The sequence below is a fragment of the Microbacterium californiense genome (assembly GCF_047246625.1).
Taxonomy (GTDB): domain Bacteria; phylum Actinomycetota; class Actinomycetes; order Actinomycetales; family Microbacteriaceae; genus Microbacterium.
The window spans coordinates 77,054-95,667 of the sequence record NZ_JBFOKQ010000001.1 but is presented as its reverse complement, the minus strand read 5'-3'; the positions used below and the strand labels follow the sequence as shown (position 1 = coordinate 95,667).

Annotated in this window: 19 protein-coding genes and 4 tRNA genes; 8 read left to right on the top strand and 15 right to left on the bottom strand. The window is 70.0% G+C overall.

Translation table 11 applies throughout. The annotated features are described in order from the left end of the window. The first annotated feature begins 186 nt into the window (after positions 1-186). The 3 genes from AB3M82_RS00490 to AB3M82_RS00480 are packed head-to-tail and all read left to right on the top strand — an operon-like array spanning position 187 to position 2,412. The gene (locus AB3M82_RS00490; RefSeq protein ID WP_412954736.1) at positions 187-660 is read left to right on the top strand and encodes a DUF4383 domain-containing protein; all 474 of its coding nucleotides are present in this window, start codon (positions 187-189) and stop codon (positions 658-660) included. Between the two features lie 33 nt (positions 661-693). Beyond that, positions 694-1,842 (top strand): zinc-dependent alcohol dehydrogenase, encoded by a 1,149-nt coding sequence (locus tag AB3M82_RS00485; protein WP_412954734.1) that lies wholly within the window; start codon positions 694-696, stop codon positions 1,840-1,842. Between the two features lie 3 nt (positions 1,843-1,845). Beyond that, the gene (locus AB3M82_RS00480; protein WP_412954732.1) at positions 1,846-2,412 is read left to right on the top strand and encodes a hypothetical protein; all 567 of its coding nucleotides are present in this window, start codon (positions 1,846-1,848) and stop codon (positions 2,410-2,412) included. 61 nt (positions 2,413-2,473) lie between these two features. On the opposite strand, the gene AB3M82_RS00475 is transcribed toward AB3M82_RS00480, so the two are convergent. From AB3M82_RS00475 to AB3M82_RS00465, 3 genes are all read right to left on the bottom strand, one after another. Next, a tRNA-Val gene (locus AB3M82_RS00475) sits at positions 2,474-2,548 on the bottom strand. A gap of 26 nt (positions 2,549-2,574) precedes the next feature. Then, a tRNA-Cys gene (locus AB3M82_RS00470) sits at positions 2,575-2,645 on the bottom strand. A 54-nt stretch (positions 2,646-2,699) separates the two neighbouring features. Beyond that, a tRNA-Gly gene (locus AB3M82_RS00465) sits at positions 2,700-2,772 on the bottom strand. A gap of 151 nt (positions 2,773-2,923) precedes the next feature. Between AB3M82_RS00465 and AB3M82_RS00460 the strand changes: the two genes are divergently transcribed. Next, positions 2,924-2,996: transfer RNA gene (locus AB3M82_RS00460), tRNA-Val, on the top strand. Between the two features lie 51 nt (positions 2,997-3,047). Here AB3M82_RS00460 and AB3M82_RS00455 read toward each other — a convergent pair. The 7 genes from AB3M82_RS00455 to AB3M82_RS00425 form a co-directional block, all read right to left on the bottom strand. Beyond that, complete coding sequence (locus AB3M82_RS00455; protein ID WP_412954730.1) at positions 3,048-3,860, bottom strand: L,D-transpeptidase; 813 nt, start codon at positions 3,858-3,860, stop codon at positions 3,048-3,050. Between the two features lie 6 nt (positions 3,861-3,866). After that, a complete protein-coding gene (locus tag AB3M82_RS00450) occupies positions 3,867-4,967 on the bottom strand; it encodes a hypothetical protein (protein ID WP_412954728.1) in 1,101 nt (366 codons plus the stop codon). A 185-nt stretch (positions 4,968-5,152) separates the two neighbouring features. Continuing rightward, the gene (locus AB3M82_RS00445; RefSeq protein ID WP_412954726.1) at positions 5,153-6,094 is read right to left on the bottom strand and encodes a glycoside hydrolase family 43 protein; all 942 of its coding nucleotides are present in this window, start codon (positions 6,092-6,094) and stop codon (positions 5,153-5,155) included. Continuing rightward, a complete protein-coding gene (locus AB3M82_RS00440; protein ID WP_412954723.1) occupies positions 6,091-7,005 on the bottom strand; it encodes a carbohydrate ABC transporter permease in 915 nt (304 codons plus the stop codon). The genes AB3M82_RS00445 and AB3M82_RS00440 overlap by 4 nt, the downstream gene beginning before the upstream one ends. Further along, positions 7,002-8,006 carry a carbohydrate ABC transporter permease gene (locus tag AB3M82_RS00435; protein WP_412954721.1) on the bottom strand — a complete coding sequence of 335 codons (1,005 nt, stop codon included), beginning with the start codon at positions 8,004-8,006 and terminating at the stop codon, positions 7,002-7,004. The genes AB3M82_RS00440 and AB3M82_RS00435 overlap by 4 nt, the downstream gene beginning before the upstream one ends. 1 nt (position 8,007) lies before the next feature. After that, positions 8,008-9,309: an ABC transporter substrate-binding protein gene (locus AB3M82_RS00430; RefSeq protein WP_412954719.1), complete on the bottom strand. Its 1,302-nt coding sequence runs from the start codon at positions 9,307-9,309 to the stop codon at positions 8,008-8,010. 148 nt (positions 9,310-9,457) lie between these two features. Continuing rightward, positions 9,458-10,576, bottom strand: coding sequence for a carboxylate-amine ligase (locus AB3M82_RS00425; RefSeq protein ID WP_412954716.1), 1,119 nt, complete (start codon positions 10,574-10,576; stop codon positions 9,458-9,460). Positions 10,577-10,723: 147 nt separating this feature from the next. On the opposite strand from AB3M82_RS00425, the gene AB3M82_RS00420 reads away from it, so the two are divergent. Continuing rightward, positions 10,724-12,052 carry a flavin monoamine oxidase family protein gene (locus AB3M82_RS00420; protein ID WP_412954714.1) on the top strand — a complete coding sequence of 443 codons (1,329 nt, stop codon included), beginning with the start codon at positions 10,724-10,726 and terminating at the stop codon, positions 12,050-12,052. A 130-nt stretch (positions 12,053-12,182) separates the two neighbouring features. Continuing rightward, positions 12,183-12,392 carry a hypothetical protein gene (locus tag AB3M82_RS00415; protein ID WP_412954711.1) on the top strand — a complete coding sequence of 70 codons (210 nt, stop codon included), beginning with the start codon at positions 12,183-12,185 and terminating at the stop codon, positions 12,390-12,392. A gap of 69 nt (positions 12,393-12,461) precedes the next feature. Here AB3M82_RS00415 and AB3M82_RS00410 read toward each other — a convergent pair whose 3' ends face one another. The 4 genes from AB3M82_RS00410 to zapE all read right to left on the bottom strand — a co-directional run bounded on the left by AB3M82_RS00410 (position 12,462) and on the right by zapE (position 15,993). Beyond that, entirely contained in the window at positions 12,462-12,845 is a 384-nt protein-coding gene (locus tag AB3M82_RS00410; protein WP_412954709.1) for an SPW repeat domain-containing protein, read from the bottom strand. A gap of 107 nt (positions 12,846-12,952) precedes the next feature. After that, positions 12,953-13,522: a type II toxin-antitoxin system PemK/MazF family toxin gene (locus tag AB3M82_RS00405; protein ID WP_412954707.1), complete on the bottom strand. Its 570-nt coding sequence runs from the start codon at positions 13,520-13,522 to the stop codon at positions 12,953-12,955. 30 nt (positions 13,523-13,552) lie between these two features. Continuing rightward, entirely contained in the window at positions 13,553-14,791 is a 1,239-nt protein-coding gene (locus AB3M82_RS00400) for an ammonium transporter (protein WP_412954705.1), read from the bottom strand. Between the two features lie 158 nt (positions 14,792-14,949). Further along, positions 14,950-15,993 carry a cell division protein ZapE gene (zapE, locus tag AB3M82_RS00395; protein ID WP_412954702.1) on the bottom strand — a complete coding sequence of 348 codons (1,044 nt, stop codon included), beginning with the start codon at positions 15,991-15,993 and terminating at the stop codon, positions 14,950-14,952. Positions 15,994-16,122: 129 nt separating this feature from the next. Here zapE and AB3M82_RS00390 point away from each other — a divergent pair, with 129 nt between their 5' ends. Continuing rightward, positions 16,123-17,016 carry a sulfurtransferase gene (locus AB3M82_RS00390; RefSeq protein ID WP_412954699.1) on the top strand — a complete coding sequence of 298 codons (894 nt, stop codon included), beginning with the start codon at positions 16,123-16,125 and terminating at the stop codon, positions 17,014-17,016. Between the two features lie 19 nt (positions 17,017-17,035). After that, positions 17,036-17,467 carry a SufE family protein gene (locus AB3M82_RS00385; protein ID WP_412954696.1) on the top strand — a complete coding sequence of 144 codons (432 nt, stop codon included), beginning with the start codon at positions 17,036-17,038 and terminating at the stop codon, positions 17,465-17,467. On the opposite strand, the gene AB3M82_RS00380 is transcribed toward AB3M82_RS00385, so the two are convergent. After that, the gene (locus AB3M82_RS00380; protein ID WP_412954693.1) at positions 17,451-18,605 is read right to left on the bottom strand and encodes an alpha/beta hydrolase; all 1,155 of its coding nucleotides are present in this window, start codon (positions 18,603-18,605) and stop codon (positions 17,451-17,453) included. The two genes, AB3M82_RS00385 and AB3M82_RS00380, sit on opposite strands and share 17 nt — an antisense overlap. Positions 18,606-18,614: the final 9 nt, after the last annotated feature.

The following is an 18,614-nucleotide window of genomic DNA, read 5'->3' as shown; positions in this document are numbered from 1 at the left end:
GACCGACCGTACCGAGGGGATTGACAAGGGACCGCCGTGTCGCCCCCGCCGGGCGCGGGCACCGAAGGGGCGCACCCGCGGGCCGGGAACATACCGCCGCTCACGGCGATCCGTCAACGCCCTCTCAGCGACTGCACAGCGCCCCTAACGTCGGGAACTCCCAGCCCTATCGACTCGGAGGCACCCATGACCGACACCGCCCGCTCGCACCGCTACGCAGGCACCCCCATCCAGAAGACGGCCCTGATCGTGGGAATCGTTTTCCTGCTGGTCGGCATCGCCGGCTTCATCCCCGGGGTGACCCACTCCGCCGAGCACCTCCACGGCGCCGGAGCCGGTTCCGAGGCGCACCTTCTGGGCGTCTTCCAGGTCTCCGTGCTGCACAACTTCGTGCACCTGGCCTTCGCCGTCGCCGGTATCGCCCTCGCCGCCCGTCCCCGGGCGTCGCGCCTGTACCTCATCATCGGCGGCCTCGCCTACCTCGTGGTCTGGCTCTACGGCCTGATCGCCGTGGGCAACGAGCAGCTCAACTTCATCCCCGTGAACGACGCCGACAACTGGCTGCACCTCGGCCTCGCGGTCGGCATGGTGCTCCTGGGCATCTTCGTCGGGCGTGAACCGCGCGTCCCGGCGAACGGAACGCCGACCGCCCGCGCCTGACCAACGATCACGCACCGAGGGAGCCGACACAGCATGCGCGCGATGACCTACCGCGGCCCGTACAAGATCCAGGTGACCGAGAAGCCGGAGCCGAAGATCGAGCATCCGAACGACGCGATCGTGCGGGTCACGCACGCCGCCGTCTGCGGATCCGACCTGCATCTCTACCACGGCATGATGCCGGACACGCGGATCGGCCACACGTTCGGGCACGAGATCGTGGGCATCGTGCACGAGGTCGGCCCCTCGGTGCAGAACCTCTCGGTCGGGGACCGGGTGATGGTCCCGTTCAACATCTACTGCGGATCCTGCTACTTCTGCTCCCGCGGCCTGTTCTCCAACTGCCACAACGTGAATCCGAACGCGACGGCGGTCGGCGGCATCTACGGTTACTCGCACACGACCGGCGGCTACGACGGCGGTCAGGCGGAGTTCGTCCGGGTGCCCTTCGCCGACGTCGGTCCTTCCGTGATCCCGGAGTGGCTCTCGGCGGAGGACGCGCTGATGCTGACCGACGCCTTCTCGACCGGATACTTCGGAGCGCAACTGGGCGAGATCGCCGAGGGCGACACCGTCGCGGTCTTCGGCGCCGGTCCTGTGGGTCTCGCCGCCGCGCGATCCGCCTGGTTCCTCGGCGCAGGTCGCGTCATCGTGATCGACCAGCTCGACTACCGCCTCGCCAAGGCGCGGGACTTCGCGTACGCCGAGACGATGCACCTCCACGAGGAGGGCGACATCGTGCTCGCCCTCAAGCGCGCGACCGGGCATCTGGGAGCCGACGTGGCGATCGACGCCGTGGGTGCGGAGGCCGACGGCGGGGTGCTCCAGCACGTGACCGGGGCCAAGCTGAAGCTCCAGGGCGGCTCCCCCGTCGCCGCGAACTGGGCGATCGACTCCGTGCGCAAGGGCGGAACCGTCTCGCTCGTCGGCGCCTACGGACCGCTCGTGTCGTCCGTCCGCCTCGGCGACGCCGTGAACAAGGGGCTGACGCTGCGCGCCAACCAGGCGCCGGTCAAGCGTCAGTGGCCCCGCCTCCTGGAGCACATCCAGGCCGGGCACGTGCGCCCCAGCGAGCTGCTGACGCACCGCTTCCCGCTCGAGCACATCGGCGAGGCCTATCACGTCTTCTCGTCGAAGCTCGACGACTGCATCAAGCCCGTCATCACGTTCGGAGAGGACTGACCGATGCCCTACGAGGCCACCAAGCCGATGCTCGCCCCGACCGCCGACGAGCTGCGCGAGCGGATCCCCGGGTGGGGCGCAGACTCCGCCCCCGAGCACCGCCGTACCTGGCAGCAGCGCGACGACATCGGCGACACCGGCGCGCACTGGACGCTGCCCGATCGGCAGCCCGGAGGCGAGGAGCGGGAGCGCTCGATCGAGCACGGGATGCTGCCGCCCGTCTTCGGCACCGCCCAGCCCCTCCATGGGCTCTCGGGGGCGATCCGGCGGTTCGCCTATGACAACCTCAGCGAGACCAAGAACACCCGCTGGCTCCTTCTCGTGGTCGGCGACCGGGTCGAGTCGGTGGGCGCGCATCTGCGTTCGCTGGCGACGCGCCACCCGGACAACCCGATCACGCAGACCGGCGTGCTGGCGGAGTCCCGTCACCGTCCCGTGAGCTCGCGCTTCGGACGCGGCCGGCTGGACGTCCGCCACACCTGGATGGATCCGATCATCGTCGCCGGGCCCTGGATCGCCGCCGTCTTCCTCGGGGTGCGCATCATCCGGCGCGTGTTCGGACGTCGCTGACGCGCCCCGCGGGGGCGGCGCCGTGAGGCAACAAAAAACCCCCGGGGAACCGGGGGTTTCGTGGTGCGCGATACTGGGATCGAACCAGTGACCTCTTCCGTGTCAGGGAAGCGCGCTACCGCTGCGCCAATCGCGCCTAGAAAGGCTATTCATTTGTCGGTGAGGTGGCGACGGGATTCGAACCCGTGTAAACGGCTTTGCAGGCCGGTGCCTAGCCGCTCGGCCACGCCACCGTGTGGATTGACCCCACGTGCGGCGGGCCTTCCGAAGAAGACCCCCTGCACTCGAGCGGATGACGAGACTCGAACTCGCGACCCCAACCTTGGCAAGGTTGTGCGCTACCAACTGCGCTACATCCGCATTTCGTTCCCGGTTGTCCCGGGCACTCATGAAACATTAGCCGAAGATCGCCCGCTCGCCAAACCCGACACGAATCTCGCGCGTGTCCCCGGAAGTGGTCAACCGGGCCGTCCGCCGTCCGGTAGTATCGTTTCTCGACCCCCTGGGTCAGGGGCGATTGGCGCAGTTGGTAGCGCGCTTCCTTCACACGGAAGAGGTCATCGGTTCGAGTCCGGTATCGCCCACAGAGAAGCCCCGCACAGCATGAGCCGTGCGGGGCTTTCGTGTGCCGGGACTCAGCGCACCTGGATGGGCGTGCCGAGCGGCAGCAGCTCGGCGAGCGCGGTGATGTCCTCGTTGCGCATGCGCACGCACCCGTGCGACGCGTCCGTGCCGATGCTGGACGCGTCGTCCGTCCCGTGCAGGCCGATCTGTCCCGGTCCTCCTCCGAACGAGTTCAGGGCCTCGGAGAAGGCCGTCATCCCGTAGGCGTAGGGCCCGTATCCGCTGTTCGTCGGGGCGAGCAGCTCGGTGAGCGCGAACTGCCCCCGGGGCGTCGGCGTGCCTCCCGTGCCCGTTGCGACGGGGTAGGAGGCCACGAGCGACCCGGAGTCGTACAGATCGAGGGTGTTGGTCGACGTCGTCACGACGAGCGCGTACGGCGTCTCGGAGAGCTCGACGCTGCTCGCCGGGATCCAGCCGGTGCTCCCGTTGGGACGCTGGGCGAGTTGCACTTGCACCCAATCGCCCTGCTGCGCCACGACGAGGAACACCAGCGGCGCTCCCGACGTCTGCGGGTTCGGCAGGGACTGCGCGGGCGCTCCCCCGGGCTCGGCGCTCACGGCGACCTCCGAACCGAGGACGGCGGCCACCGTGGACACCGCCGGCGCGTTCACCGGAGCGACGGGCCCGTCGTCCGGGACCGGCTCGTCGGCTGCCGTGGTCGGGGTCGCAGTGGACGCCGGCTTCGTCGAGGACGACGAGGCCGTGGGCGCACGATCACCCGTGGCGAGGAGGATGCCGCCGACGACGAGGAGGGCGCAGACGACGGCCGCGGCGGCCACGATGAGGATCGTGCGCCGCCGCGGCGTGTTCGGGAGTACGGTCACCGAGGGTCAGCCGGTGAAGGTCGCCTCGCCCGGGACCGGCACCGCCACGGGCGCGGCAGCCGCCGCGATGGCGAACGCGTTCGAGGCGAACTGCCCGGAGGAGGCGCCGACGAGCGCCAGCGTGTAGAAGTCGCCCGGCTCGAGACCGGCGGGCAGCACGACGGTGCCGCTGACGTTTCCGTCCGCGTCCGCCACGAACGTCACGCCCTCGATCTCGCCGCCCGACTGACCCGTGCCGAGCCCGACGGTGACCGTCTCACCGGGTGCGAAACCGGTGCCGGACACGGGGATGCCGGTGGTGCTCGCCTGCACGCTGGTGAACGACGCACGGGCCAGGGTCAGCGCAGCCGTCGGCTGCGGCGTGAAGTAGGTGGTGAGGTCACCGAACCGGAGGTCTGCGATGCCCGCGAAGTCGGGAACGGCGGCGCGCAGCGCGACGCCCGCAGGGGCGGAGAGGAGCTCGAGGAACTGCTCGTCGCTCGGGTCGGCGTCCTCCGCACCGGGGTCGTCCGTGCGGACCGGGGCCGAGGGGAAGGAGACGAAGTAACCCAGGACGGTCGCCTCCTCCTCGTCGAGCAGCTGCGCGAGCACGGCGGTCGACACGGTTCCGTCACCGTATCCGTCCCACTGTGTCGCGGGCCCCTGGAGCCCCTCCGCGGCGAACACGGTGCGGAAGCTCTGCGACGGGACATCGGTGTCGACGACCGTGTCGGAGACCAGCAGGCCGACCGTCACAGCGGGACCGGCGTTGGCCGACGCCCCGGCGATGAGCGCAGGGACCGCCGCCGGCTGCACCGGCTTCGGGAAGCCGTGGACCAGCGCGAGCGGGTCCACGCCGTTGCCGTGGACGCCGTTGGCGTCGAAGGCGGCGAAGTCGCCGAGGGAGTCCTCCTCCGACGAGAAGGGCGCGAGCCAGCGCCACTCATCGGTGATCGCCCCGTCGAACGGGGTGAAGTGGTCGGGGCCGTCGGCCCAGGTCACCTGCGGGCTGGCCGGAGGCGTCGCCACGGGGTCGGCGGCGGCGATCGAGGCCGTGGGGATGAGAGCGGCGGTGAGGCCGAGCACGGCAGCGCTGAGCGCGGCCGCAGTGAAGCGCGTGCGGGTCACTGGTTTCCTTCGATATGGGCAGCACCGTTCGGGCGGCGCATGCGATGGGGTAATCCCCTCAATCTAGGGCTGATGGGCGTACCGGCACTACTGAAATACCGAAACGGACTCGATTCTGTCGAATAAATCCGACACGGAGGCCTTTCCGTCCCGAAAGACCCGCTCCGCGGTGCGCCGAACGCGCCTCACACGTCGCCGATGGCTCCGCCGAGCCGCGGTCCGTCCGGGGTGAAGTCGATGCGCCGCAGATGCATCAGACGATGCGTGCGCTCCGCATTCCAGGAGTGGAAGACGATCACGTCGCCGCCATCGGGCGCGGTCGTCAACGAGTTGTGCCCCGGACCGAGGAACACGTCGTCGCTGGCGAGCAGCGGCGCGGCGGCATCCAAGGCGGGCTGCCACGGACCGAGCGGGTGGTCGGCCACGGCCCAGGTCACCGCGTACCCCGCGCCGGTCCAGGCTCCCGCGGAGAACGTCATCCAGTAGCGGCCGTGTCGGCGCACCACCGACGGGCCCTCGAGCGTGTGCCAGTCCCAGCGGTCGCCGTACATCTCCCGGTCGCGCTCGTAGACCTGCCAGTCGGCCCACGGCGCCAGTACCGGCACGACGGGGCCGTCGAGGCGCTGCATCCCGTCGAGGCGGGCCACCGCCAGGTGGGTCCCGGGCCGCTCGTGATCGAGCACGTCCCGCGCGAAGAAGAGGTAGCGGGTGCCGTCCTCGTCGAGGAACGGATGCGCGTCGATCGCGAACCTCTCGTCCGGTGTCAGCACGGTTCCCGCGTCGACGTAGGGCCCGAATCGGTCGGCGGCGGTCGCCACACGGATGTGGTGTCCGTGGATGTCGCGGCCGACCGAGAAGTACAGCCACCAGCGCCCCTCGGCGAACGCGATCTCCGGGGCCCAGTAGGCGTCGCCGAGCGCGGCATCCAGCCGCTCCAGAGCGCGACCGCGGTCGCGCCACGCGATGAGGTCGTCCGACTCGAGGATCGGGAACACCCGCCCGGTTCCCGGTGCGTCGCCCTCCGTGCCGACGGCGACGTACCGGCCCTCCGGACTCCGGAGCACGAACGGATCCGCGAAGTACTCCCTCCACGCCGGCGGATGCGTCGGCGACGACCGACCCGTCATCCCTTCAGCCCGGAGCGCGACACGCCCTCGATGATGAATCGCTGCAGGAACACGAACAGCGCCAGGACGGGGATGCTCGCGATCACCGCACCCGCCATGAGCAGGTCGTATCGCACCGCGTTGGCCGACTGCAGGGTCGCCAGGCCCGCCGGAAGAGTCTGCACGTCGGCGGTGAACAGCACGTACACCGGCCAGAGGAAGTCGTTCCAGTTCGTCAGGAACGCGAGGAGCGCCAGCGTCGCGAGGGCGGGACGCGAGAGCGGGAGGATGACGCGCAGGAAGATGTCCCACCGGTTCGCGCCGTCGAGCAGCGCGGCCTCCTCGAGCTCCACCGGGAGGGAGAGGAAGAACTGGCGCAGGAAGAACACGCCGAAGGCGGACGCCGCCGTCGGCACGATGATGGCCGCCAGGGTGTTGAGCCAGCCGAGCCCCGACACGATGAGGTAGTTGGGGATGACGAGGATCACCGGCGGGATCAGGATCGTCGCCACCACGATCGCGAAGACCACTCCCCTGCCCCGGAATCGCATCCGGGCGAGCGGGTAGGCGGCCAGTGCGGCCGTGACGACCACGAGCAGGGAGTGGAGGGCCGCCGCGATCAGGCTGTTCGCGAACCAGCGGAGCACCGGCGTCCCCTCGGCGGTGAGGATGGCGTCGTAGGCCTGCGTGGAGAACGGGTTCGGGATCCAGCTGGGCGGGATCCCCGCTGCGTCGGCGCCGGTCTTGAACGACGTCGACAGCATGAACAGGATGGGGCTGAGGTAGATCAGCGCGAGGACGCCCAGCAGGACGTATTGGATCGCGCGGGCCCACCGCTGCCCGGGTGTGCGCGGGCGCCTGGTCGGCAGGGGCCCGGTCTCGGCCGCCCCGCCGGGACGGCCGTGCGTCTGAGGGTCTGCCGTCGTGGTCACCGGCGTGCTCCTTCCCTGCGGGGTACGGCATCCCTCTCCCGGAAGACCCAGAAGACGAAGACGCTGATGACGAGGAGGAAGACGGTGAGCACGTAGCTCATGGCCGCGGCATCCCCCATCTGGTAGTTCCGCAGGCCGGTCTCGGCGATCTGGTAGATGGCCGTCCGCGTCTCCCGACCGGGAGCGCCCTGCGTGATGATGTACGACTGGCCGAACATATTGGCCGAGGCGATGAGCGTGTTGATGGTGATGAACGTCAGGATCGGACGCAGTCCCGGCAGGGTGACGTTCCGGAACTTCTGCCAGCGGCTCGCCCCGTCGACGTCCGCCGCCTCATAGAGCTCGGCCGGGATGTCCTGCAGTGCGGCGAGATAGATCACGGCGTTGAACCCCAGCGTCCACCACACGGTCACGCCCACGAGCGCCACCCACGCCGCCGGGACGGCGGTCGTCCAGGGGATCTCGTTCGGCAGCCCGAAGGCGCCGAGCGTGAAGTTGACGAGGCCGATGTTGCTGTCGAGCAGGTAGCGCCAGAGGAGCCCGACGACGGCGACGCCCAGAACGTACGGCGCGAAGTAGACGGCGCGGAAGAAGTTGCGGCCCGGGAACCTCTTGTTCATCAGCATCGCGACCAGCAGCGGCAGCACGAGCAGCAGGGGAACACTGAAGAGGGTGAAGATGCCCGTCGCCCGCATGGAGGACCAGAAGACGTCGAACGTGCCCGATCCCGGGTCGAGCAGATCCCCGTAGTTCTCGCCGCCGACGAACGGCTGATCGGGCAGGGTGTAGTCCCATTCGTGCAGGCTGATCCAGATGCCCAGGCCCGCGGGCAGCACCACGAAAGCGCTGAACAGGGTGAGATAGGGCAGGAGGAAGAGCCAGGGGGTGAGAGGCCGGGGCCGCGTCGGGGAGCCCCCGCGACGTCGGCTGCCGGAGGCCGGAGGGCGACGCGTGCTGGCGCCGGGTGCGGGGGTCTGCTCGACCACGGGTGAAGCACTCACGTCACTCTCCGAACCGTTCGAGGTTGGCCTGCAGCTGCGCGGACGCCCGCGCCGCCTCGGTGTCGAGCACGGCTCCGGCCGGGGCGTTCCCCAGCATCGCGGTGGCGACGGCGATCTCGAGGGTGTCTGCCTGGATCGCGCCGACGCCCGGGATGGACGGCAGGAAGCGCAGCGCATCGATCTGCTCGGCGATCGGTTCCTGCACGCTGCCCGGCATGGTCTCCTCGCGGACCGAGGCGCGGGCGGGGATCATCCCCGCCTTGGCCCATTCCGCCGAGTTCTCGCTCATCCACGCGATGAACGTCTTCGCCGCGTCCGCGCGGTCCGCGTCGGTGAGCGCGTGCTTGCCGAGCACGAACTGGTGCGAGTTCGCCCACACCGCCGGCTCGCCGCCGATCGCGGGGACGGGCGCGGCCGCGAAGGGCAGCCCCGAGTCCGTGAGGTCGTTGATCTGCCAGATGCCGTCCCAGGTGATGGAGTTCTCGCCGTTCTTGAACGCGACGTACTGGGCGTCGATGGCGACGGAGTCGGGGCTGTACCCGTCGTCGACCATGGACCGCATCCATTCCAGTCCGGCGACACCCTCCGCCGAACCCCACGTCGCCTCGCCGCCGTCCTCCGAGTAGGGCTCTCCTCCGCCCTGCCACAGCAGGCTGAGGTCGATGAGATGAGCGGGCCACAGCGACGGCATCCAGAACGGATTCTCGTATCCGGCGGCCTGCAGGGCGGCCAGCGCCTCCTGGAACGACTCGGCGTCCGTGGGCGGCTCGGTGATGCCGGCCGCCTCGAAGTGCTCGGTGTTGTAGAACATGGCGAGCGAATGCACGTCGAGCGGGATGCCGTAGCGATCGCCCTCGTACTCCCCTGCCTCCCAGACCTGCTCGCTGAAGTCGCCGGCGTCGAGGTCGAGCGCAGCGGCGAGGTCGTCCAGGGGGACGATCACGTTGCGCACGACCATGGTGCCGATCTGCTCGACATGGATGACGCCGACGTCGGGACCCGCGCCGGCGAAGGACGCCGCGGGCAGCTTCTGGTAGAGGTCGCCCCATTCCTGCGTCGTGGGCCGGATGTCGATGTCGGGATTCTCCGCCTCGAAGTCCTCGATCATCTGCCGGATGTACGGACCGTCGCCTCCGGTGAAGCCGTTCCAGAACTCGAGCGTGATCGGCGGCCCCTCGTACGAGCCGCTGAACTCCCGAAGCTCGGGGTCCTCGGCGTTGGGCGTGCTGCACCCGAGGAGCGACACCGCGCCACCTCCCACCACCAGGGCGCCGACGATGCGACGAGCATTGCGACTGAGCATCCGGTCTTCCTCTCCATCGACGACGACCCACCCGTTCGACCGCTCCCGCGGTCGCTGAGGTCAGGGTGGCGGCGGATCGGGGACGCGTCGAGGGGGTTGATTTCACGCGGAAGACGTGGGTGCCGCTCGTCGACCGCGGCGCTCGCGGTCAGGAAGCCGCGAGCTCGACCTGTGCCTGCGGACTCTCGAGGGGCTGCCGGGCCCAGGCAGCGGCCACGACGTCCTCCATCCGCCCTCGTCGCTCGAACCGCGCGCGCTGCCAGTCCGCTCCCGTCCCGCGGCGCAGGATCGCCTCGGCGCCGGCTCGTGCCCGCGCGAGATCGCCGAAGAGCGAGAGGCCCGGCTCGACGTGGCTGAGCAGCGCGTCGATCGCCTGACGCGCCGTGCGGGGCTCGCCCGTCAGCAGGTCCACGTGGTCACCGCGCATCCCGGTCAGCGCCGACCGCCAGGACGCCAGGCGCAGCAGCCGCTCCGGACTCCCCAGAGGCGGGCGCCCGAGCCGCCATTCCGCGGCGGCCGTCTCCACCAGCGCTCGGCAGAGAACGGCGACCGTGACCGTGTCCTCCTCCCTCAGGCACACGTCGGCGACCCGGATCTCGACGGTCGGATGGTTCCGGGAGAGCCGGGCGTCGAAGTACAGCATCCCCGCATCGAGAAGGATGTCGGTCGCGAGCAGCACCCGCTCGTGCTCGCGGTATGCCGTCTCCGACCCGAACACCGGGCTGGGACCGGCGGACGGCCAACGGCTCCACACGTCGTACCGGTAGCTCGCGTACCCGGTGTCCGTCCCCTTCCAGAACGGCGAGTTCGCGGAGAGGGCGAGTATCGACGGCAGCCATTCGCGGATCCGGTCGAGGACCCCGACCCCCTCCTCCGCGGATTCGACCGCGACATGGACGTGGAGTCCGCAGGTGAAGGAGTGGCGGGCGGTGGTGCCGTACCGGGCGATCATCTGCTGATACCGCGGTGATGAGGATGCATGCGGTGTGCATCCGACGGGAGAGGTCGCCAGCGGCACGGCTCTCGCGCCGAACTCGCTCGCCCGCGCATCGGCGGCCCGGCGGCCCTGCGTGACGACCTCGGTCAGCTCGTCGGCCGTGCGGCACGGAGGGCTCACGACCTCCAGCATCTCCTGCTGCATCTCCGCCTCCAGAGCGAACCCCTGCTCGGCCGAGGGGCGCCCCAGGATGAGGGGCGCGACGGCGACGGGGGCGCCGGCCGACGGATCGATGAGCAGCAGCTCTTCCTCCACACCGAATGTCCTCATGGAGGCATTGACCCAACTCGCGACCCCGGCGAGAAGTCTCTTGACTTCCGAGCGTTCTTCCGGTGCGGGATGCGTACCGGAAGGGCCGACGAGTGGCTATCGTCAGATCTGAGCCGACCGTGCGCGGCACCGACGAGAGGATCCGACATGGAGGAGCAGGACACCATCGTGATCGGCGCCGGCATCGCGGGACTCGTCGCTGCTCGGCTGCTGGCTGCGGAGGGGCGCCGCGTGACTGTGCTCGAGGCCCGGGACCGCATCGGGGGCCGCGTCTGCACGGAGCGGCGGAACGGACGGATCACCGACCTCGGCGCGTCCTGGATCCACGGCGTGACGGACAGTCCGGTGGCTGCCGCCGCCCAGGCGTTCGGCCTGCGCACGCTCGAGTTCACGGTGGGCGGCTATCAGCCGGACAGCCGCCCGATCGCCTACTACGGGCCGGATGGCGCACGGCTCTCCGATGCGGACGCCGCCCGCTTCGCCGCGGATGTCCATACGGTCGACGCCGCCCTGGCCACCATCGTGGCCGCCTCGGCAGCCGACGCCTCATACCGGGACGTCACCGAGGCGGCGCTGGCGCGCCAGGACTGGGATGCGGAGCGCGTCCAGCGGGTGCGCGAGTATCTCGAGCACCGCTCCGAGGAGCAGTACGGCGCGTGGATCGAGGACCTCGCCGCACACGGTCTCGACGACGACTCGATCGACGGCGACGAGGTCGTCTTCCCCGACGGCTACGGGCGCCTCGCCGAGCACCTCGCACGCGGGCTGGACATCCGCCTCGGGGAGGTCGTGACGCGTCTGGAGTGGTCGGAGCGCGGGATGGCGGTCAGCACCCGCGACACGACCCTCCGCGCCGACACGGCGGTGCTCACCGTGCCGGTGGGGGTCCTGAAGTCGGGCGACCTCGCGATCGACCCGCCGCTGCCGGCTCTCCACGCCGGAGCGCTGAGCCGCTTGGAGATGAACGCCTTCGAGAAGGTGTTCCTCCGCTTCCCGGAGCGCTTCTGGGACGAGGGCGTGTACGCGATCCGGCAGCTCGGCCCGGAGGGGCGATGGTGGCACTCCTGGTACGACCTGACTCCCCTGCACGACGAGCCCACCCTGCTGACGTTCGCGGCCGGGCCGGCGGCGGTCGAGACGCGGCGATGGGACGACGAGCGCGTCGCCGCATCGATCCTCACGCAGCTGCGGCGCCTGTTCGGCGACCGGGTTCCCGAGCCCGTCGACGTCGTGCGCACGGCCTGGCAGGACGACCCGTACGCGCGGGGGGCGTATGCCTACATGACGGTGGGATCGACCACGGCCGACCATGACGACCTCGCCACTCCGGTGGGCGGGGTGCTGCACATCGCCGGGGAGGCGACGTGGACCGACGACCCGGCCACGGTCCCCGCCGCGATGCTGTCCGGTCACCGCGCCGCGACACGCATCCTCGGTCGGGACGTCGCGATCGATCGGCTCTGGGCCGAGCGCTGAGAAGGCGGGCTCCGGGTCGGCGCTACCACCGACCTCCACCGGGCGCCAGCCCCTGGGCCTTCTCCTCCGCGGCGTCCGACAATCGACGCAGCGGTCGTCGGCGGACGGCCCCGAGCAGACAGGAGAACGCATGAGCGACGTCAACGACGAGCAGATCCCCGCGGCGCCCGACGGCGTGAGCGGCGACGACGTGATCCCGGGCGACGGCAGCGGGGACCCGAACAGCGATCGGCAGTTCCTGCAGGATCAGCCGCCGGCGCAGGACAAGCGTCTCGACGACGCCGAGGTCGACGTGACCGACGCGGACGATGACGAGGGCGGGGCGTTCGCCGAGGAGTGACCGCACTCGCCCCGGACGAACCGATGCGCCCCTTCCGATCGACGGAAGGGGCGCATCGTCATGCACGCGTCAGGCTCGGGCAGCCCGGGGCGTGCTCGCCGGCTGCGGCTTCGAGAACAGCACGACGATGATCACGGTGACGCCGACGACGACGTGGGGCAGCCAGACGTTGAGCGCCTCGCCGGAGAAACCGAAGATCCACGGCGACAGGGCCAGGAACAGGCTCGCGACGATGTCGAAGACGAGGTGCACGGGCATCGGGATGAATCCGAAGGGACCCCATTCGTAGCGCGTGAAGAGGCTGTAGACGATGAGTCCGATGCCGAGCACGATCGGGATGACGACGGCGGGGCCGCCGACGCTCGCGAAGCCGAACAGCCAGGGTGCGGCGATCAGGGCGATACCGACCAGGTAGTCCAGGACGCCGTGGACCTTCGTGGGGATGAAACGCATGATTCCTCCTTGTGCGGGAACCGCGGGAAGCGGCTCACAAGGACGTTCGGCGCCTCGCCGGGATCGGATTGGATCGATTCCGGCTCATCGCACGGACGGATGCGGGGTCAGCGGGCTGTCGCCCACCCGTAGCGCTTCTGCAGCGCACCGGCCACCCGGTCGAATCGGGCGCGGGGTAGCGCGGCCGCCTCGCGCCGCATGCCCCGGACGTGCACGCTGTAGAGCTGCTCGATGTCGACCCAGGACTCCCGCCGCTGGGAGTCCCAGTCACCCGTGCCGATGGACAGGTAGTCGCGATCGCCGTCATGGGAGCGACTCGTCATGCGCACCGCGAACACCCGGTCCGTCGACTCCCTGCCGATCACCAGGACCGGCCGGTCCTTGCCGCGGCCGTCGCCCTCTTCGTAGGGCACCCACGTCCAGACGATCTCCCCGGCATCCGGCGCGCCGTCCTGCGCGGGCGCATACGAGATGCGCAGGTGCGGCAACGGGTCGGGTGCCAGTCGGACGGTGCGCACGTCGCGGACGGGCGCGGGTCCGGCAGGTGCCCCGCTCTTCGCCCGGACGCCCGAACGTCCCGGCTCCTGAGGAGTCCGGGACGTTCGGGTCGTGCGCGATGTCAGAGTGCCGAGCAGCGTGCGGGCGATCGTAGCGAGGATGCTCCGGGAAGAACTCACACCGTCACCCTACGTGCTGCGGGCGCCCCGTCATGCGTTGGTGAGCGCGTACCCCTCCTCGCCGTGCACGACCGAGTCCACACCGGCGATCTCGTCCTCGTTGGTCACGCGGAACCCGATCGTCTTCTCGATCGCGAAGCCGATGACGAAGGCCACGACGAAGGAGTAGATCAGCACGCCGCCCGCGGCGATGACCTGCACGGCCAGCAGCCGCCAGTCGCCGCCCACGAACAGGCCCTGGCCCGAGGCGAAGAAGCCGAGGTAGATGGTGCCCAGCAGTCCGCCGACCAGGTGGATGCCGACCACGTCGAGCGAGTCGTCGAAGCCCAGGCGGAACTTCAGCTCGACGGCCAGGGCGCACAGGACGCCGGCGAGGGCGCCGAGCAGCAGGGCCCATCCGGGGGTGAGGTTCGCGCAGGCCGGGGTGATGGCGACCAGACCGGCGACGGCACCCGAAGCGGCGCCGACGGAGGTCGGCTTGCCGTCCTTGATCTTCTCGATGAGGATCCAGCCGAGGATCGCCGCGGCGGTCGCACCCAGGGTGTTGATGCCGATGAGGCCCACGCCGCCCATGTCCTCGGAGAGCCACTCGGCGCCGGCGTTGAAGCCGAACCAGCCGAACCACAGCAGCGCCGCGCCGAGCAGGGTCAGCGGCACGTTGTGTGGCTTGAGGATGCCCTTCTGGAAGCCGATCCGCTTGCCGAGGACCAGAGCCAGGGCGAGGGCGGCAGCGCCCGCGTTGATGTGCACGGCAGTTCCGCCGGCGTAGTCGATGACGGCGATGCCGCTCTCCTCGCCGAACAGCGTCGAACCGAGGTTCATGATCCAACCGCCGCCCCAGACCCACGCGGCGATCGGGAAGTAGCCGACCGTGGCGAAGATGCCGGCGAAGATCAGCCAGGAGCCGAACTTCGCACGATCCGCGATGGCGCCCGAGATCAGGGCGACCGTGATGATGGCGAAGGTCGCGCCGTAGGCGACGCCGAGGAGGGCGACGTTCGCGTCCGGTCCGTCGGCGAGAGCGCCGAGACCGAAGTCCGCGAACGGGTTGCCGGCGAACTGCAGCGGGTTCTCCACCGCGCTCATCGAGAAGCCGAACAGGATCCAGAGCACCGCCACCAGTCCGATGGAGCCGAAGCTCATCATCATCATGCTGACGACGCTCTTGGCCTTGACCAGCCCGCCGTAGAAGAACGCGACGCCGGGCGTCATGAGCAGCACGAGGGCGGTCGCGGTGATCGCCCAGGCGATGTTGCCGGGAGCATCCATGGGAATACCTCACATCCGAGTAACTGAGAGCTTCAGTGTGACGAGGCCCGGTTTCCGGAAGGGACGAGGTGTGTTTCGCGCCGGTTACACCCGAGGCGCCCGTGTAACCATCGCGTTACACGGTTCAGGGCGGATTCCCATCCGCCGCGGGGATCCGCTCAGACCTGCGCCGCGTGGGTCGACGCGTTGAGCCGGGAGATCGCGCGGAGATACTTCTTGCGGTAGCCGCCGCCCAGCATCTCCTCCGCGAAGACCTGATCGAGGGCGACGCCGGTGGCGACGATCGGGATCTGCGCGTCGTAGACACGGTCCACGAACGCCACGAACCGCAGCGCCTCGGATTGGTCGGTCAGCACGTGGACGTCTCGCAGCCCGACCAGGTCGATGCCGTCGATCACGCGGATGTAGCGAGACGGGTGCACCCTCGCCAGGTGCGAGATCACGTCGTCGAACGCGTCGTCGGAGACGGTGCCCGACCCGGAGGCGGCTGCGATCGCCTTCTCGTAGTCCTCGTCCGACAGCACGACGGAGTGGCCGTCGATGGAGCGCTGGCGGAAGTCGACCCCGTCGATCCGCATCGTCTGGAAGCTGTCGGCCATCTGGTGGATCTCCCGAAGGAAGTCCTGCGCCGCGAACCGCCCCTCGCCGAGGGCGTTCGGCGGCGTGTTGGACGTGGCGGCGAGCCGGGTGCCCGAGGACACCAGCTCGCCGAGCAGGCGCGTCATCACCATGGTGTCGCCGGGATCGTCCAGCTCGAACTCGTCGATGCAGAGCAGATCCGCTCCGCGCAGCAGCTCGACCGTGTTCTTGTAGCCGAGCGCGCCGACGAGCGCGGTGTACTCGATGAACGACCCGAAGTACTTCCGGCGCGCGGGCATCGCGTGGTAGATCGAGGCGAGCAGATGCGTCTTCCCGACCCCGAAGCCGCCGTCGAGATAGACGCCCGGCTTCAGCTCCGGCTCCTTCTTCGCGCGGCTGAAGAAGCCGCCCCGCTTGGCGGGAGCGCCGCGACCGGAGAAACGCAGGAGCGTCTGCTTCGCGTCCTCCTGGGAGGGATATGCGGCATCCGCCCGATAGCTGTCGAACGTGGCCTCGTCGAACTGGGGCGGCGGAACGAGACTGGCGAGGATCTCGGGCCCGGTGACGGTCGGCTGGCGTTCGCTCAGGCGCACGACGCCCGGTGCGCTCTTGGTGTCGGTCATTCGTTTCCTGTGTCGAAGTCTTACGAAACCGGCGCCCGTGGCACCGCGGGGAACTATCGTCGAAGCGACGGGTCCACACTACGCCGTCGCCACCCGAGCCTTCGTTCGCACATCCCCGAGGAGCGCCCCGTGACCATCGAGTTCGACACGTCGTCCGCCAAGTTCGCCGAGTACGCCGAACCCGGCCGGCTGGTCTCGACCGAGTGGCTGGCGGCGCACCTGGGCGCCCCCGGTCTCGTGGTCGTCGAGTCCGACGAGGACGTGCTCCTCTACGAGACGGGGCACATCCCGGGCGCGGTGAAGGTGGACTGGCACACCGAACTCAACGACCCGGTCGTGCGCGACTACGTCGACGGTGAGGGCTTCGCGGAGCTCCTGAGCCGCAAGGGCATCGCCCGCGACGACACGATCGTGATCTACGGCGACAAGAACAACTGGTGGGCCGCCTACGCCCTCTGGGTCTTCTCCCTCTTCGGTCACGAGGACGTGCGCCTGCTCGACGGAGGGCGCGACCGGTGGATCTCGGAGGGACGCGAGATCACCCGCGACGCCACTCAGCGACCGCCGACGGAGTACCCGGTGGTCGAGCGGGACGACACGCTGCTACGGGCCTACAAGGAGGATGTGCTGGCCCACCTCGGCAAGCCGCTGATCGACGTCCGCTCCCCCGAGGAGTACAGCGGGGAGCGCACCACGGCTCCCGCCTACCCCGAGGAGGGGGCGCTGCGCGCCGGGCACATCCCGACCGCCCAGAGCGTGCCGTGGGCGAAGGCCGTCGCCGAGGACGGCGGATTCAAGTCGCGCGCCGAACTCGACGCCGTCTACCGGGACGGCGCCGGACTGGCCGACGGCGATGAGGTCGTGGCCTACTGCCGCATCGGCGAGCGGTCGAGCCACACCTGGTTCGTGCTGAAGCACCTCCTGGGCTTCGAGAACGTGCGCAACTACGACGGCTCCTGGACCGAGTGGGGCAGTGCCGTGCGCGTGCCCATCGTCACCGGCAGCGAGCCCGGCGCCCTCTGACCGTGGGATGATGTCGGGGATGAGCGAAACGCGCGTTCCCGACACCCTCGCCGAGATCCGGGACTCCTTCCTCGAGACCCCCGAGACCGATCGGCTCCTCCTGCTGCTCGAGTTCGCAGACGAACTCCCGGCGGTCTCGCCCGAGGTCGCCGCGCACCCCGAGATGTGCGAGCGCGTCGCGGAATGCCAGTCCCCCGTCTACATCTACGTCGAGATCGTCGACGGGCGGGTCGTCATGCACGCGACCGCTCCGCCCGAGGCGCCGACGACCCGCGGGTTCGCGAGCATCCTGGCGCAGGGCATCACCGGTCTCACGCCGGACGAGGTGCTGGCGATCCCCGACGACTACCCGCAGTCGATCGGACTCACCAAGGCCGTCTCCCCGCTCCGGATCGGCGGCATGACCGGCATGCTCCTGCGCGCGAAGAAGCAGGTCACGCAGAAGCGCTGAGTCCCCGCGCGGCCAGCCATTCCGAGATCGCACCGGACCACGACTTCTCGTCGTGGTTCCAGAGCTTGGTGTGGCGGGCACCGCGGAAGGTCGGCATGGTCACCAGATCCGGGCGCGCCTCGAGCAGCGCCTGTGACGCATCGGCCGGCACGTAGCCGTCGTCGACGCTGTGCAGGATCAGGACCGGGGCCGTCAGCTCCTCGGCGCGCGCGACCATGTCGAGGCTGTCGAACGGGATCGCCTCCTCCGCTCCGCTGAGACGCGCCGTGAGCGGACGCGACAGGGCCTTCATGGCCAGATCAGGCAGAGGCGCCCGCAGCCCGGCCTCGCGAGCCTGGAAGCGCAGGACGGTTCGCCAGTCGACGACGGGCGACTCCAGGATGAGGCCGACGATCCGGTCGCGGTACGCCGAGTTGACGGCCGTCTGCAGAGCCACGGCACCGCCCATCGACCAGCCCATCAGGACGATGCGCTCCGCGCCGTGGCGCAGGGCGTAGGCGATCGCCGCGTCGACGTCCCGCCACTCCGCCGCCCCCAGGGCGTACGCGCCGGCTCGGCTCCGCGGCGCCTCGCCGTCGTTGCGATAGGAGACGACGAGTGTCGGCATCCCCGCCGCATGCATGACCGGGACGGCCCGGAGGCACTCGGCACGGGTCGTTCCGCGGCCGTGCACCTGCACGACCCAGGTCGTCGACGGGCCGGGGAAGAACCAGGCCGGGCAGGGCCCCGAGGGCGACCCGATGAGGACGCTCTCCCAGGGCAGGAGCAGTTCCGCCGGAGTGGTGTAGTACCACCCGCTGAACCCTGCCGCCCGATCCACCCGCGCACCGGGCTCGATCTGGGTCAGGAGCTTGCGCCGCACCGTCCGCGCGTCCGCGGAGAGCACCGCGCCCAGCTTGACGTAGCCGTAGGTGCCGGTTGTGAAGAGTCCATAGCGGCCGGGGAGCTCGGTGTCGAGCGTGCGTTCGAGCTCGATCGTCTGAGCGCCCGTGTCGATCGAGACGATCGCGGTGTTCGGGCCGCCCCGCGACGGCACCACCACGCGCCGGGCGACGCTGAACACGATCGCCGCGAAGGCGGCGCCGAGGGCGAACAGCGCGGGGAGAAGGAGCGCAACGGCGTGCCTGAGACTCTTCATCGCCTCCTG